Origin of the sequence: Microlunatus speluncae, assembly GCF_009299835.1 — a bacterium.
In the GTDB taxonomy this organism is placed as follows: Bacteria; Actinomycetota; Actinomycetes; order Propionibacteriales; family Propionibacteriaceae; genus Microlunatus; species Microlunatus speluncae.
On sequence record NZ_VKCZ01000004.1, the window covers coordinates 59,100 to 74,195 of the forward strand.

15 protein-coding genes are annotated in these 15,096 nt (G+C 70.7%); 4 read left to right on the plus strand and 11 right to left on the minus strand.

Going from position 1 to position 15,096, the window contains the following annotated elements:
• Nucleotides 1-34: 34 nt before the first annotated feature.
• On the minus strand, nt 35-1,285 hold the full coding sequence (locus tag FNH24_RS06505; RefSeq protein ID WP_246186777.1) for a serine/threonine-protein kinase: 1,251 nt from the start codon (nt 1,283-1,285) through the stop codon (nt 35-37).
• A 26-nt stretch (nt 1,286-1,311) separates the two neighbouring features.
• Nucleotides 1,312-2,172 (minus strand): sulfurtransferase, encoded by an 861-nt coding sequence (locus FNH24_RS06510; protein WP_152361354.1) that lies wholly within the window; start codon nt 2,170-2,172, stop codon nt 1,312-1,314.
• A gap of 56 nt (nt 2,173-2,228) precedes the next feature.
• Here FNH24_RS06510 and FNH24_RS06515 point away from each other — a divergent pair, with 56 nt between their 5' ends.
• On the plus strand, nt 2,229-3,131 hold the full coding sequence (locus FNH24_RS06515) for an RDD family protein (protein ID WP_152361355.1): 903 nt from the start codon (nt 2,229-2,231) through the stop codon (nt 3,129-3,131).
• Here the strand turns inward: FNH24_RS06515 and FNH24_RS06520 are convergent.
• The 3 genes from FNH24_RS06520 to FNH24_RS06530 form a co-directional block, all read right to left on the minus strand.
• Nucleotides 3,115-4,512 carry an FAD-binding oxidoreductase gene (locus FNH24_RS06520; RefSeq protein WP_152361356.1) on the minus strand — a complete coding sequence of 466 codons (1,398 nt, stop codon included), beginning with the start codon at nt 4,510-4,512 and terminating at the stop codon, nt 3,115-3,117. The genes FNH24_RS06515 and FNH24_RS06520 overlap by 17 nt on opposite strands.
• 62 nt (nt 4,513-4,574) lie before the next feature.
• Nucleotides 4,575-5,519, minus strand: a complete 945-nt coding sequence (locus FNH24_RS06525; protein ID WP_152361567.1) for an AraC family transcriptional regulator — start codon at nt 5,517-5,519, stop codon at nt 4,575-4,577.
• Nucleotides 5,520-5,548: 29 nt separating this feature from the next.
• Nucleotides 5,549-6,172 (minus strand): NAD(P)-dependent oxidoreductase, encoded by a 624-nt coding sequence (locus FNH24_RS06530; RefSeq protein ID WP_152361357.1) that lies wholly within the window; start codon nt 6,170-6,172, stop codon nt 5,549-5,551.
• A 214-nt stretch (nt 6,173-6,386) separates the two neighbouring features.
• On the opposite strand from FNH24_RS06530, the gene FNH24_RS06535 reads away from it, so the two are divergent.
• On the plus strand, nt 6,387-7,340 hold the full coding sequence (locus FNH24_RS06535) for a cyclase family protein (protein WP_217428072.1): 954 nt from the start codon (nt 6,387-6,389) through the stop codon (nt 7,338-7,340).
• Between the two features lie 9 nt (nt 7,341-7,349).
• On the opposite strand, the gene FNH24_RS06540 is transcribed toward FNH24_RS06535, so the two are convergent.
• From FNH24_RS06540 to FNH24_RS06550, 3 genes are all read right to left on the minus strand, one after another.
• A complete protein-coding gene (locus tag FNH24_RS06540) occupies nt 7,350-8,054 on the minus strand; it encodes a hypothetical protein (protein WP_152361358.1) in 705 nt (234 codons plus the stop codon).
• Between the two features lie 29 nt (nt 8,055-8,083).
• The gene (locus tag FNH24_RS06545) at nt 8,084-8,602 is read right to left on the minus strand and encodes a histidine phosphatase family protein (RefSeq protein WP_152361359.1); all 519 of its coding nucleotides are present in this window, start codon (nt 8,600-8,602) and stop codon (nt 8,084-8,086) included.
• Nucleotides 8,603-8,696: 94 nt separating this feature from the next.
• On the minus strand, nt 8,697-9,647 hold the full coding sequence (locus tag FNH24_RS06550) for a formylglycine-generating enzyme family protein (protein ID WP_152361360.1): 951 nt from the start codon (nt 9,645-9,647) through the stop codon (nt 8,697-8,699).
• A 56-nt stretch (nt 9,648-9,703) separates the two neighbouring features.
• Between FNH24_RS06550 and FNH24_RS06555 the strand changes: the two genes are divergently transcribed.
• Entirely contained in the window at nt 9,704-10,114 is a 411-nt protein-coding gene (locus FNH24_RS06555; RefSeq protein WP_152361361.1) for an MmcQ/YjbR family DNA-binding protein, read from the plus strand.
• Here FNH24_RS06555 and FNH24_RS06560 read toward each other — a convergent pair.
• A complete protein-coding gene (locus FNH24_RS06560; RefSeq protein WP_152361362.1) occupies nt 10,105-11,403 on the minus strand; it encodes an AAA family ATPase in 1,299 nt (432 codons plus the stop codon). The two genes, FNH24_RS06555 and FNH24_RS06560, sit on opposite strands and share 10 nt — an antisense overlap.
• A 246-nt stretch (nt 11,404-11,649) precedes the next feature.
• On the opposite strand from FNH24_RS06560, the gene FNH24_RS06565 reads away from it, so the two are divergent.
• Nucleotides 11,650-13,023, plus strand: a complete 1,374-nt coding sequence (locus tag FNH24_RS06565) for a M60 family metallopeptidase (RefSeq protein WP_161606024.1) — start codon at nt 11,650-11,652, stop codon at nt 13,021-13,023.
• Between the two features lie 69 nt (nt 13,024-13,092).
• Here FNH24_RS06565 and FNH24_RS06570 read toward each other — a convergent pair whose 3' ends face one another.
• Together FNH24_RS06570 and FNH24_RS06575 are read right to left on the minus strand one after the other, a co-directional pair.
• Complete coding sequence (locus tag FNH24_RS06570; RefSeq protein ID WP_152361364.1) at nt 13,093-13,665, minus strand: isochorismatase family protein; 573 nt, start codon at nt 13,663-13,665, stop codon at nt 13,093-13,095.
• On the minus strand, nt 13,662-15,008 hold the full coding sequence (locus FNH24_RS06575; RefSeq protein ID WP_281351019.1) for a nicotinate phosphoribosyltransferase: 1,347 nt from the start codon (nt 15,006-15,008) through the stop codon (nt 13,662-13,664). Before FNH24_RS06575 ends, FNH24_RS06570 begins: the two co-directional genes overlap by 4 nt.
• Nucleotides 15,009-15,096: the final 88 nt, after the last annotated feature.

Sequence of the window (15,096 nt, forward strand, 5' to 3'; positions counted from 1 at the left end):
CGCGGAGGATCGCCAACCTGACGAGGGGAGTTGATCACCCGTTGAGCGCGGTGAGCGTGATGAACAGGGTGATCGCGAACAGGGCCAACGCTCCCAGCCCGATCAGCACATAAAACGTGGTCGGTCGGCGCCGGCCCTGCTCGGGCTGGTTGATCAGCGCGGGCTGCTGCTGGCTCGGGATCGGCGCGACATGGCTCTGCAGGTAGGGATTCAGCTGCGTCGCCGGCGTCGTCGGGTAGGCCGGCGGCTGGGTGCCCGGGGAGCCGTAGCCGTACCCCGGTTGGGGTCCGTGACCGGGGTGCGACGGCTGGCCGGGCCCCGGCGGGCCGATCATGCTGTTCGGGCTGTCACCGGACGGGATCGGTGGGGTCGTGCCCGGGCTCTGGGCCGGCGACTGCGGATACGAGGTCGACGGCGAGGGCCGCAGGGTGGTCGATTCGGGCAGCGGGCTGACCGCGGCCGAGGCGGCGTGCATCTGGTCGGCGATGCTGTCCAGGGCCTGGCCCAGGACCGCGGCCGTCGGCGGCCGGCGCTGGGCATCGGTCGACAGCCCGGACACCATCAGCGCGTCCAGGATGGCCGGCGCGCCGAGCCGGTCGGCGAGCTTCTCCGGCTCCGCCTGGGGGTTGCGGCCGAGGATGTCGGCCAGCGACCGCACCCTGAACGGGGGCTCTCCGGTCAGCATCGCGTACGTCAGCGCGCAGAGTGAGTAGACGTCGGCCCGGTGATCCAGCACGCCGATACCGGTGGCCTGCTCCATCGCCATGTAGGAAGGGGTGCCGGCGGTCATCGTCGCGCCCACCGCGTCGATCATCGACTTGGCCACGCCGAGGTCGGCGACCAGGACCAGCGTCTCCCCGTTCGGCCCGCGGCTGACCAGCAGGTTTCCGGGGGTCACGTCGCGGTGGATGATGTCGTTGTCGTGCAGCACCTGCAGCGCCCGGCACGCCTCCGCGCAGAGCCGCAGGGCCCGTTCCGGCTCGATCCGCTGCTTGCGCAGGTCGTCCAGCGAACCGCCGTCGATGTAGTCCATGACGAAATACGGCCGGCCGTCCTCGAGGGTGCCGATGTCGTAGACCTGAACGATCCGCTTGTCCCGGATCTTGCGCATGATCCGCGCCTCGGCGAGGAACCGCTGCCGGACGTCTTCGTTGGCCGACCAGTTCTCCGCCAGCACCTTGATGGCCACCGGGACGTCGAGGCTGTCGTCGTGGCCCAGGAACACGGTCGCGAAGGATCCGGCGCCGAGGCGCCGGACCAGCCGGTAGCGACCTATCGTCTCCATCGTCAACATTGTTGCCCAAGGACGCGTCAGGCGCGCCGACGGCTCCCTCTCCGTGGCGTGTCGCCGGTTTCGACCGGGCGATCCGGATGGTTGGACCACTGGGACCAGGAGCCGGGATAGAGCACCGGCCGGTAGCCGGCGACGGTCAACGCGGCGGCCGCATGGGCGGCGGTCACCCCGGAACCGCAGTAGACGGCGACCTCGGCGCCGTCCGGCAGGCCGAGCCCGGCGTAGCGGGCCCGCAGCGCCGCCGGGTCGAGGAAGCGCTGGTCCGGCCCGAGGTTCTCGAAGGTCGGCGCGTTCCGGGCCCCGGGGATGTGCCCGGCCCGCGGATCGATCGGCTCGGTCTCGCCCCGGTAGCGCTCGGCCGCTCGTACGTCGATCAGCCGGTCCCGGTCCGCGTACTCCATGACGTCGTCCAGGTCGGTGGTCGGCAGCGATCCGTACTCGAGGGTGACCGAGCCGGGCTCGGGCCGGCCCTCGCCGGACTCGGTCGGCAGTTCGGCGGCGAGCCAGCCGCCGAGCCCGCCGTCGAGGATCCGGACGTCGGCCAGCCCGGCGTACCGGAGCAGCCACCAGGCCCGGGCGGCGGCCAGGTTGCCGACATGGTCGTAGACCACCACGCCGGCGCCGTCGTCGATGCCCCAACCGCGGGCCGCGGCCTGCAGCACCGCGAGGTCGGGCAGCGGATGCCGGCCGGCCGCGGCCGACGGCGGGGCCGCGAGTTCATGATCAAGATCGGCATAGACCGCGCCGGGCAGATGGCGCTCCCGGTAGGCGGGCCGGCCGTCCGGCTCGGCCAGGGTCCAGCGGACGTCCAGCAGCACCGGCCGGTCCGGCCGGGCCAGGGCGGCGGCCAGTTCGGTCGGAGTGATCAAGATCGACATGCGCTCTCCTCTGTGGCTCTCTGCCGTCGTCGTAACGGTTCACTAGGCTAGGCGTTGTGAGTGGAGACATCCCGGTCGGTTCCCCGCCCGTACCCCCTGGCCGCCATGCGGCGCCCGGCGGCTGGTATCCCGATCCGGTCGACGCCGCCCGGGAACGCTATTGGGACGGCTGGCAGTGGTCCCGCAACACCCGCGAGGCCGAGCAACCGCCCGTGCCGCCCGCACCGCCGGGGATGGCTCCGACGCCGCTACCACCGATGCCGCCGGGCGGTCAGCCCCAGCAGCCGTATCCGGGACAGCAGCAGCCGTATCCGGGACAGCAGCAGCCGTATCCGGGACAGCAGCCCTATCCGGGACAGCAGCAGCCGTATCCGGGGCAGGGTCCCTATCCGGTACAGCCGCCGGCCGGAGCCCGGCCGGCCCTGCTCACCGAGGACGGCGTCCCGGTGTCCGGCTGGTGGATGCGGGTGCTGGCGGCGGTGCTCGACTTCATTTTCGTCACCGTGATCGCCGGGGTGGTCTCGATCCCGATCTATCTGCGGATGGTGCCCGCGATGACCGCGTTGTTCGAGGAGTCGATGCGGGCCGCCGAACAAGGGCAGGTCATGCCGATGGTCGACACCACCCAGCTGATGTCACCCGGTGATCAACTGCAGATCACCCTGATCTCCCTCGGGCTCGGGCTGCTCTACCACGGGCTCTTCCTGCGCTGGCGCGGTGCCACCCCGGGCAAGATGATCACCGGACTCCGGGTGGTCCCGGTCGATCAGGGGCGCGCCGCCGGGGCGCTGCCGTGGCGTTCAGTGATCATCCGGGCCCTGATCTGGGTGCTGCCCGGGGCGTTTGTCATCTTGTTGATCTTCCAGCTGGTCGATGTGCTGGTGCCGCTGGGCCACCCCAAGCGGCAGGCCGTCCATGATCTCGCGGCATCCACCCAGGTGATCAAGAAGACGCCGTGATCGACTGCGGGAAGCGGAAGAACCGGTCCGGGTCGTAGCGGGCCTTCACCCGGCGCAGCCGGTCGAGGTTGGTGCCGTGGTAGGCCCGCTCGGGGTCGGTCAGGCCCGGGTCGGGAAAGTTCGGATAGACACCGCCGGTGCCCCAGCGGTGGACCGTTTCCCAGGAGCGGTCGAGCCAGCATCGGGCCTCGGCCTCCGCGACCGGCTCGGGCGCGATCGTCGCGGTGTGCTTGAGCAGGAACCGGGCCTGTCGATGGGCGAAGGCGGTCGCGGCGACGGGCGTCCGGGCGTACGCCCCGCCCCACGGGGTGAGGTCGAGCTCCCGGGCCTGACCGGGGCGGCGATCCTCGACCAGGATCCGGGCCAGTTCCATGATCACCTCGTCCGGCAGCACCCGGTCGACGAACTCGGACCGGCTCGGTTGATGGACCGGACCGGTTGGCTCGCCGGCCACTTCCACGCCGACCCGGACCAGGAATTCCTTGGCGGCGGCGTACGACAGCTCGGTCGCCCGGGTCGACCGCGGGGCGGCGCCGACCACGCCGGCGAGATCGCCGAGCAGGTCGACGGCCGCCGATTCCGAGCCGATCAGGGTGCCGAAGACGTTCAGCGTCGGCGGCCGGGCGGGATCGGCGGGAACGATGATCAACAGGCTCGCGGCGAGCGCATCCGGCCCGTCCGGGGACCAGCGCTGCCAGGCGCCGATCAACGCCGCGAGGTGCTCGGCCGACCAGGCGTGATGGAAGGCGGTGAGTCGCGGCGGCACCGGGACGGTCGCGTAGGTCAGCGCGGTGACGACGCCGAACTGACCGCCGCCGGCACCGCGCAAGGCCCAGAACAGGTCGGCGTCGCGGTGATCATCGCAGTCGACGACGCTGCCGTCGGCCAGCACTACCTGGGCGGCCAGCAGCCGGTCCGCGGTCAGCCCGAAGGTCCGGCCGAGGACACCGAGCCCGCCGCCGAGGGTGAGGCCGGCGATCCCGACCCCGGGACCACAGCCGGTCGGCACGGCGACACCGGCCTCCTGCAGGGCCGGCACCAGCGCACCGAGCCGGACGCCGGCCCCGACGACGGCCCGGTCGCCGTCGACGCTGATCGTTTGCAGGGCGGAGACGTCGAGCACGATCCCGGGGCCGGACGAGCGCCCGGCGAAGCAGTGCCCGCCGCTGCGCGGCACCAGCGGGACGCCCTGCTGCCGAGCGAAGGTGACGGCCGCCGCGGCATCGGCGGCGTCGCGGCAGGTCACCACCGCCAGCGGCCGGGCTGCGGCGAAGCGGGCGATGGCGGGTCGGCGCAGCCGGTCGTAATCGGCTGAGCCGGGGACGGCGACCCCGCCGGCGATCGTCCGCCGCAACCGGTCCGCGATCGATGCGTTGATCATGGTCCGACGGTAGGCCCGGAGCCCGGCCCGCAGCTTGAACGAATCGGTCAGCCGGCGGCGGCTCAGGCGCTGGCCGCGAGCTTCCGGTGCTGTTGGGGGCTGATGCCGCGTTCCCGCTTGAAGGCGCTGCTCAGGGCGAAGGCGCTGGCGTACCCGACCTTCCGGGCGACCGCCTCCAGGGTCAGGTCCGGTTGGCAGAGCAGATCGGCCGCCAGGGCCAGCCGCCAGCCGGTCAGGTAGGCCATCGGCGGTTCGCCGACCAGCTCGGTGAAGCGGCGGGCCAGCACGGCCCGGGAGACGCCGGTCTCCCGGCCGAGGTCGGCGACCGTCCACGGGTGGTCGGGCGCGTGCTGCAGCAGGCGCAGCGCCCGGCCGACGACCGGATCGCCCTGGGCGCGATACCAGGCCGGAGCCTGGTCGCGCTGACCGGCGAACCAGGTCCGCAGGACCGCGATCAGCAGCGAGTCCAGCAGCCGGTCGAGCATGGCCCGCTGGCCGGGGCCGTCCTGGCCGACCTCCTGCACCAGCAGCGGGACCAGCGGTGAATCCCATTCCTGCCGGGTCAGGACGAGCAGTGAAGGGAGGGCCGCGAGCAACGACCGGCTGACCTCGCCGGCCCGTTCGTAGCTGGCGGTGAACAGGACCGTCGCGCCCTCGGCCTGCTCACCCCAGGTCCGGATTCCGAGGCTCCATTCGTCCACCAGGGATCGGCCGTCGGCGGCGCTGGTGCACCGTTGGCCGGGGTAGACGATCACCGTCGGCTCGGTGCCCGGTTCGTCGGCGATCGTGTAGTGCTTGGGCCCGGTGACCACGGCGAGGTCGCCGGGGACGAGGCGGACCGGCTCGCTCTGCGGCTTGATGATCCAGGCCCAGCCGTTGATCGGGGTGACGATGGTCAGCGGTGATTCGTCCTCGATCCGGATCGACCAGGGCGGGTTCATGATCGATCGCAGCAGGAAGGCACTGCGGGCGCGTGGTCCGTCCAACAGACCGTCGAGCATGTCCATGATGATCACCGTTTCCGACGCCAGCCTGATCAGTACGATATCCCGACGGCCTCGAACCGGGAGGAATCGTCGGTCAGCTGGCCGACCAGATATTCCGCCACGTCGGCCCGGGAGATCTTCAGCGTCAGCTTGCCGGGCACCCGGTCGAGGTCGCGGTGATAGCCGCTCGTCCGCGGGCCGTCGGTGAACGCCGAGGGCCGGACGATCGTCCAGTCCAGGCCGCTGCGCCGGACCGCGTCCTCCTGGAGCTCATGGTCCGCGTACGCCCGGCGGAGCAGCAGCCCGAACATGACGTACTTCCACCAGAAGTTCAGCTGCGACCGGCTGTCACCGGTGCCCAGCGTGGACTGGCAGATCAGCCGCCGGACGCCGGCCCGCTGCATCGCCTCGATGATCGCGACCGTGCTCGGGCCGCGGACGCCACCCTTGGCACCACCGCCGATCGCGATGATCACCGCGTCGGTCCCGGCCAGCGCCGGGGTGACCTGGTCCGGATCGAGAGGGTCGGCCTCGACCACGCGCAGGTGTTCGTGGCTGGTGGTGATCTTGGTCCGGCTCCGCGTGACGGCGGTGACCTGGTGGCCGGCGGCCAGGGCCTGCTCGACGACGAGCCGGCCGACGGTTCCGGTGGCTCCGAAGACTGCGAGGTTCATGATCTCTCCTTGCTGGGTTGTTCTTGGTACTTCCAGTACAAGGGGAGACGCGAGACGATTCCATGGGTCTGAGTCTTGACCGCATACGCCATCGTCTCGGTCGTCGAGCGGCTCGCGTATGCGTCCTCCGGCGGGCCTACCGGCGGTGCCGGGGTGTCGTAACCTGCCTCCTGACCAGCCGATCACCGGCCCGTCGACCGGAGGAGCCCAAGCGATGACGACAGCACGACCGATGCCCAGCCAGGACGACGTGCTCGGCTATTTCGACACGCTGTCGAACTGGGGCCGATGGGGTGACGATGACGAGCTCGGCACCCTGAACCACATCACCGACGAGGTCCGGCTGGCGGCGGCGCGGGCCGTGCGCCACGGCCGGAGCGTGTCCTGTGGCTGGGAGATCGCCGTACCGGAGGAGCTGGAACGGTCGACCAACGTGTGCCCGTGTGCCGCCGACATGCCGGGGGCCGAGAACATGCCGGAGCTGTTCCACAACGACCGCCGGTGGGGCTTCTCGAACGAGCAGCTCGGGATCTTCTTCCACGGCAACACGATCACCCACGTCGATTCGCCGTGCCATCTCTTCTGGGACGGCACGATGTACAACGGGCGGTCGCACTCGATGGTCGACGCCGTGTCGGGTTCGTCGTGGGCGGCCGTCACGGCGGCGGCGAACGGGATCGTCACCCGCGGGGTGCTGCTCGACGTTGCGGCGGCCCGCGGGGTGTCGTGGCTGGAGCCGGGCGATGGGGTGGTTCCCGATGATCTTGAGGAGGCCGAGCGTCGCCAGGGGGTGCGAGTGCGATCCGGCGACGCCGTGCTGCTGCGGACCGGCCGTGGGCGGGTCCGGCACGAGGGCGGGGCCGCCGGCGGGATGACCCAAGCCGGTTGGCACGCGTCCTGCCTGCCCTGGCTGCGGGAACGGGAGGTCGCGCTGATCGGCGCCGACACCCCGCAGGACGTCCAGCCGTCCGGGTACGAGGACATCCTGATGCCGGTGCACGCCGTCAGCCTGGTGGCGATGGGGCTGTGGCTGCTCGACAACTGCGACCTGGAGGCTTGCACGACGACGGCGGCCGAGCTCGGCCAGTGGGACTTCCAGCTCGCGGTCGCGCCGGTCCGCTTCGCCGGCACCTCCGGCAGCCCGGTCAACCCGATCGCCACCTTCTGATCCCGGCGGTCAGTGGCTGGGCAGCCAACCTCTTTCGGCCAGGGCGGTGATCGACTTCGGCATGGATTCGACCTCGATGCCGAGCAGCCGGCGGCGGATCCGTTCACCCTGCTCGGGCGTCACCTCCATCGGAGGGTCACCGTCGATCAGGGCCGACACCATCATGATCAACTTGATCACCCGATCCGGGTCGATCACCGGGCCGGTGATCACGAACGGGACGTCGGCCTCGATCAACGCGCTGAGGTGTTCGGCGACTCCGATGTCGCGGTCGGTGACGGCCGCCGCCAATCCTTCCAACTCGGCCGCCTCGATCGCGCGCTGCCAGCCCGGTGCGTCAGGCACCTCGATCATCACGGTGATCTCCGGGTCGAGCTCCCGCGCCGCCATCGCGACCCGCGCGGCCGCCCCACCAAGATCATCAAGATCCCGCAGCGCGCTCCGAACTCCGGTCGGCCGGAGCCGATCGAACCGCCGCCCGGCCAACGCGACCAACCCGCCCGCCCCACCGGTGTTGATCACCCGGCACGGCACCGGCCCGTCGGTCGTCAGCGCGCGATCCACCGCGGCGAGCCGGTCGTCCGGCAGGACCAGGGACCCGAACACCGCCTCGTTCGGGGGGTCGGGCTTGCGCAGCGGCACCGGCCCGCCACCCCGTCCCGCGGTGATCAAGGACGTGTCATCGAGCAGCCCGGTCAGCCAGGAATCGACCATCCGGCCAGGGTAGTGCCGGGCTGTTTCGCTCAGAGGTCGGTGTTGATGAGGTCGGGAAACGCCAGCCGTGTCCAGAAGTCGCCGGCCTCGGCTCCGGGCCGGACGACTCCGCGGGAGACCAACCAGGCCGTGAGAACCATCCCGTGGGTGGCCACGACCACGTCGCCGTCGAAGTCATCGAGGCCCGCCTGGAAGCGGGCGGCGGCCTGCGCGAGTGACTCCCAGGTCCGATGCCGGTCGTCCGGGCGACCCTCCACCCAGGCGAGTCGCCGGCTCCGGTGATCATCGTCGTACGGCTCGCCGGGCCGTACGACCTCGCCGAACCGTCGATCCAGGTGAAGCTCGGCAGCGGCCCGCCCGGTCGCGAAGCTGAGCGTCTCGACGGCCTTCAACTCGGTGCTGCTGGCCAAGGCGGCCGGCTCGGGGATTCGCGGCCCGAGCGCAGTCGCGGCCCGCCGTCCCGCCGGGCTCAACCGCCACTCGGCCGGGTCGACGTCGGCGCTCGTCATCGGCGCCGCATGGCGGATCAGCGTCACCCGTCTCGGCATCCCCGGAGCCTAACCTCGCCAGTCCCCGGTCTTGTCCTGCGCCGAGTGTGACGCTATCGACGCCGATCCGTCCCCACGTCGCCGGGAGCCCGGGTCAGGTCGCTGAGACGCAGCGGAAGCCGTGGTCGTTGGTGTTTCGCGAATCGGGCGGATAGAAGAGGCGCTGCGCTCCGCGGCTGGTGTAGGCGGGCGACAGCCAGGAACCTCCGCGCAGCGAGCGGCAGGGTGTGGATCCGGCGGGGCGATCCGGGCCGGGCGGGTTGTCGGCGGGGCTGTCGGCGTAATAGTCGGGGTCGTACCAGTCGCTGCACCACTCCCGCACCTGACCGCCGAGGCCGACGACGCCGCACCAACTGACGTCGAGCGGATAGCGATCGACCCGGGTGGGGCCCTCGACCTGGGCGACGTGACCGCCGAGCCAGGACGACTCGGGGAAGCGGCCGTCGGCGGTTCGACCGGCCGCACCGCCGTTCAGCCAGTCGCGCCAGCGGTCGTTGTCGGTGAAGTGCTGGTCGGCGAGGGCGTCGGCCGTCCGGCAGATCCCGGGGCGCCAGGTCGGGCCCCAGGGAAACACGGACGAAGCCGGCCCTCTCGCCGCGTACTCCCACTCCGCCTCCGTCGGCAGCCGTGCGCCGGCCCAGGCGCAGTACGCCGCCGCGTCCTGCCAGCTCACCGAACTCACCGGCAGTCCCTCGGTCCCCGGCAACGGCTCGCCGGCCCGCCAAGCGCTGTTCCACGGGCCGTGGACGCCGGGATCCACCGGCGCCGGATGCCCGGATTCGATCATGAAGCGATGGAACTGGCCGATCGTCACCGGATCGCGGTAGAGCCGGAAGCCGTCGATCCGCACCTGGTGCGGAAGCAGTTCACCGATCCAGCTGTCGCCGCCGACCTGCGCGTCCAGCCAGCGAGGATCCCAACCGTGGCGGTCCCACAACCGGATGACGTCCGACCGGTCGGAACCCATGACGAACCTGCCGCCGGGCACGTGCACCAGTGCCGCACCGTCGGCCGGATTGATCGATTCGCTGGGTTGGCTCCGCACGGCACCAGCATCCACGATCTTCCGGCCATGGGAGCCGAACCGGCAGAATGACCGGCATGGCCGAACCGGACTACAGCTACTCCACCGAAGAGGTCGAGCGCGCGTTGGCCGCCGTCCGCACGGCCTGCCTCGGCCTGCCGCAGGCGTCGGAACGGCCGAGCCACGGCGGGCCGGCGTTCTTCATCCGGGACAAGAAGTGTTTCGTGATGTTCCTCGATGATCATCATGGTGACGGGCGGCTGGCGATCTGGTGTGCGGCGCCGGCGGGCGCGCAGGCCGACCTGGTCGAGACCGAGCCGGACCGGTTCTTCGTGCCGCCCTATGTCGGGCATCGCGGCTGGCTCGGGGTGCACCTGATCGACATCGACCAGTCGGAGCTCGATGCGATCTGCCTCGAGGCCTTTCGTACGGTGGCGCCGAAGCGGGTGCTGGCCGAGCTGGCGGACAGCTCGGAGGATCAGAGGTAGCTGCCCTGCAGCGGTTCCGGCTGCCACCGGCCTTCCTTGATCACTTGGCGGATCCGTTCGGTGGTCAGGTCGGTGCCGTGGGCGAGCAGGGCCCGCCGGACGATCTCGCGCAGATCGGCCCCGGACACGTTGTCCGGCAGCATCGCGGCGATCGCCTCGATGTCCAGGTCGACGTCGAGCCCGGCCAGATAGCGCCGCAGGATCCGGGCCCGGTCGGCCTGATCGGGATAGCCGAGGGTGATGATCGAATCGAAGCGAGCGCTGCGGACCGCGGCCGCGTCGAGGGCGGCGGGATCGTTGGTCGAGGCGATCGTCAGCACCTCCTCGTACTCCTCGGCCCCGTCCATCACGGCCAGGAAGTCGGCCAGGGCGGAGCCGCCGTCGCCGCGCCGGCGATCACCGAGATACAGGTCGACGTCCTCGAGGACGACCAGGGTCGGGCCGAACCGCTCGGTCTCCCGATAGACGGCGCGAAGGGCGCTGGCTCCGGCGCGGGCGTCGACGATGATCACGGTGAAGTCGCCGACCAGCTCGCCCGCGATCACCCGGGCGATGGCGCTCTTGCCCACCCCGGGCGGTCCGGCGAGCAGCACGCCGCGGCGGGTGCTGAAGCCGCGTTCGCGCATCACTTCCGCCCGGTCGGTCAGCGCCGAGATGTTGAGATCGAGCTCGGACCACACGTCGGGCTTGATGATCAGATCGTCGCGGCGGAGCGCCGGCCGGTCGATGATCTTCCACTGCAGGGTCAGCCCGAGGTCGACGGCGACAACCCGGCCGCGGTAGAAGTTCTTCTCCTCGATCGCGGTCCGGCTCAGCTCGTCCAGCACCTCGCGGGCGTCGGCCCGGCGGGTCGGATCGGCGAAGATCCGCAGATCCCAGTCGTAGTCGCCGTACTCGTTGCGCTCGATCTGGATCACCACGGGGATTTCGGCGACCGTGCCGGCGGGGAAGTGGGCGGCGGTGGCCGCCGGCAGCGACAGGGTCTCGTCGTCGATCCGGACCTGGGTCCAGGTCGGTGCCTGGTCGGAGACCGCCGGGCCGAGCGTCGGCTCGAACTTCAGGATCAGGTCGTTGAGCGCCGCGGACAGCGAGACGCCGGCCCAGGCGGTGGTGTTGATCGACTCGCAGGCCAGCGAGGTCGGCGGGGCGCCGAGGGCACGCCAGATGAACGATTCCGGCGACTCGGTCGTCGCGGCGGAGTCGGTCAGCAGTTCGCCGAGCAGTTGCAGCGCTCGCCGCACGTCGTGCGGTTCGCCGAGCAGCCGCGACTGCGTCGTGGGGTTCTCCATGATCCTTTCGTCCTGCTTCCGTCGAGGTGCCCGGGCTGGGCACGAACTCTCCAGGATATGGAACGGAACTCTGCCGGACAACGGCATTATCGGCGCCGGCTGCGAGCCGAGCAAAGTTGATCATGATCGGTCTCTTGTGGCGGCGGTGGATCCTTGCTAGGTTCGGGAGCCACGAGTGTTAAACGTTTAACGTGCGACGAGCGCTCGTTCTGCCCGCGGAACAGATTGGACCCGACGATGACGTTCATGTCCCGACCACGAACCCTGCCCGCTCTCCTGTTGGCCGGCGCCTGCGCGCTGGCGGCGGGAGGAATCCAGGTCGCCCAGGCCCACGGGGCCGAGCAGGCCACTGAGCTGACGATCACTTCCCGCACCGCGGCCACGGCCGACGCCGAGCGACTCAAGCTGGCCATCGCGCCGGGCACCGATCTCCAACCCAGCAAGCTCTATCTGCCACCCGACACCGAGCTCTCGGTCACCATGTCCGGTGTGTCCGACGCCGACCCGAACGGCTTGCCCAAGATCGCGATCGGCGCGCCCGCCACCCAGGTCGATCCGGACGCGACCGAGGAGACGCCCTGGTACGACCGGGTGCTCGATCCCCGGATCACGCCGCTGAAGGAGGGCACCACGACGGTGTCGGACAGCGAGGGCGGCGTGATCTACCTGAGCTATCCGGCCAAGATCGCGACGCCGAGCACGGCCACCGTCACCCTCGGCGACGCGGCCGAGCCGATGGCCACCTTCACCCTCGGCCAGACCACCGAGCGGGAGTTCCAGCGGCAACTCGATCGGCGTCCGGCGCCGTTTGTCGAGTTGTACGGGGAGCGGTCCATGGTGACCGTCCAACGCAGTCAGTTGCTGCTCTATCGCGGCGAGAACCACACGACGCTGCTGCGCACTCTGGACCGGATCATCAAGATCGAAGATCGGTTGGCGGGCTATGACCGCGGCCCGGAGAACGCCGGACCCGCCGGTCCGCACCACCTGGTCGGCTATCCCGGCGCGATCGAAGGCGTCGGCGCGTACGCCACCACCTCGTTCACCGCCTATCCGCCGCCGATCCAGAACAATCTGCTCACCGTCAAGGGATTGCGCACCGCCGGCTGGGGCCCGTACCACGAGCTCGGACACCAGCATCAGCTGTCGCCGGTCAACCCCGGCGACCTGGTCGAGGTCTCGGTCAACATCTACTCGCTGGCGGTGCAGCGGGCCTTTGAGCAGTACGGCCAGCCGCCCCGACTGCGGGCCGTCAACGCGAGCGGGACCTCCTTCTGGGACGACGCGATGACAGCCTTGGACCAGGGCATCGACACCTATCCGGAGCTGAACGTCTTCGTCAAGATCGTTCCGTTCGAGCAACTGCGCCTCGGCTACGGCGAGAAGATGATCACTCGCTGGTACGACGTGATCAGGCAGCAGGACCTGCCGGCGGAAGGTGACGAGCAGCGCTGGCAGAACGTCGTCTACACCACCAGCGTCGCCGCCGGCGCCGACCTCTCCGACTTCTGGGACACCTGGGGGGTGACCGTCCTCGACGAGACCCGGGACAAGATCACCGACCTGGGCCTCGAAGCCCCCACCACCAACCTGACCGCCCTCCGCGAAGCCAACGCGTAATCCGCCCCCAACCCCGACTTGTCAGACTTAGGGCACGCTCTGGCGTGCTCTAAGTCTGACAAGTCGGGGTTAAGGGGTGGGGAGGGTGCCGGTGAGGGTGGCGCCGGCGGCGGCGAGGGCGTCGCGGGCGGCGGGCCAGCGGTCGGGGGCGACGGCGGCGGTCAGGTCGACCAGCACCGTCGTGGTCAGGCCGTTGGCGCGGGCGTCCAGCGCGGTGGCGCGGACGCAGTAGTCGGTGGCGATGCCACACACGTCGACCCGGTCCACTCCATGATCAGCCAGCCACTGGGCCAGTCCCTTGCCGTCGCCCGACTTGCCTTCGAAGCCCGAGTACGCCGCCGCGTACTCACCCTTGTCGAAGATCGCGGCGAAGCCACGGAAGGTGAGTTGATCATGGAACTCGACGCCGGGGGTGCCGACCACGCAGTGCGGCGGCCAGGAGTCGACGAAATCCGGAGTGGCGGAAAAATGATCACCGGGATCGATGTGGTGATCCCGGGTCGCGACCACCTGGTCGTAACCGTGGTCGGACGCCAGCAGCGCGCTGATCCTCGCCGCGACGGCCGCCCCGCCGGCCACCGCCAGCGAGCCGCCCTCGCAGAAGTCGCGCTGGACGTCGACGACGATCAGGGCCTTGGTCATGATCGATTCTCCTTGCTCCGGTACGGGCTCGCGGCGGCGCGGCCGTGGTCGAGATAGACGGTGTCGATCACCGGCTCGCCGCGGGACATCTTCAACGCCTCGATCGGCAGCTCGGCCCGGGACCGGAAATGCCGCTCGCGCGAGGCCGACAACGGTTCCTCGCCGACGATCTCGCCCCGGTCGACCAACGGGACGAGCACCGGGCGGTCGTTGGCGTCGCCGGCCGGCGGCTCGCCGATGCCGATCACCTCGGCCTCGGCGACCCCGGCGTCGGACAGCCGGCGCAGCGCGAACTTCCGGCCGCCGATGCTGATCTTGTCCTTGCTCTTCTTCGCCACGCTGATCAACTCGGCGTCCCGGTCGGGCGAGGTGGCCCGGGCCACCAGCTTGTAGACGAATCCACAGGTCGGATGACCGCTGCCGGTGACCAGCGCGGTGCCGACACCGTAGCCGTCCACCGGCGCTCCGGACAGTGCGGCGATCGTGTATTCGTCCAGGTCGCTGGTCACGATGATCTTGGTCTTGGTCGCGCCGAGCGAGTCGAGCAGCTCGCGCACCTGCTGGGCCAGCAGGCCGAGATCACCGGAGTCGAGCCGGACCGCGCCGAGCCGGCCCTCGGTCAGCCGGACCCCGGTCCGCACGGCCTGGAAGACGTCGTAGGTGTCCACCAGCAGGGTGGTCTGCTCGCCCATCGCGGCCAGTTGGGCGGCGAAGGCGGACTCCTCGTCGTCGTACAGCAGCGTGAACGAGTGCGCGGCGGTCCCGGTCGTCGGCACTCCGTACCGCCGGCCGGCCTCGAGATTCGAGGTCGCCTGGAAGCCGGCGATGTAGGCGGCCCGCGCCGCGGCGACCGCCGACAGTTCCTGGGTCCGCCGCGAGCCCATCTCGATGCACGGCCGATCACCCGCGGTCACCGTCATCCGGGAGGCCGCCGACGCGATCGCCGAGTCGTGGTTGTAGATGCTGAGCAGCACCGTCTCCAGCAGTACGCACTCGGCGAAGCTGCCGTCGACCACCACCAGCGGCGATCCCGGGAGGTAGACCTCGCCCTCCGGATAGCCCCAGATCGAGCCGCCGAACCGGTAGTCGGCGAGCCAGCCGGCGGTCTCGTCGTCGACCACGTCGCGGTCGCGGAGGAAGCGGATCGTCTCCTCATCGAACCGGAAATGCCGCAGCGCCCGCAGCGCCCGGCCGACCCCGGCGACGACACCGTAGCGACGCCCCGGCGGCAGTCGCCGCGGAAACAGTTCGAACACGCTGCGCCGGTGCGCGGTGCCGTCGCGGAGCGCGGCCCGCAGCATCGTCAACTCGTAATGATCGGTCAGCAGTGCCGTGGTCGGCACCTCGCTCGGGCCCCAGCTCGGCGTGATCTCGGCTGCCGAGGAGGGTGCCGCCGACTCGGTCGGCTGTTCCGCTGCCACGGGCCCAGCC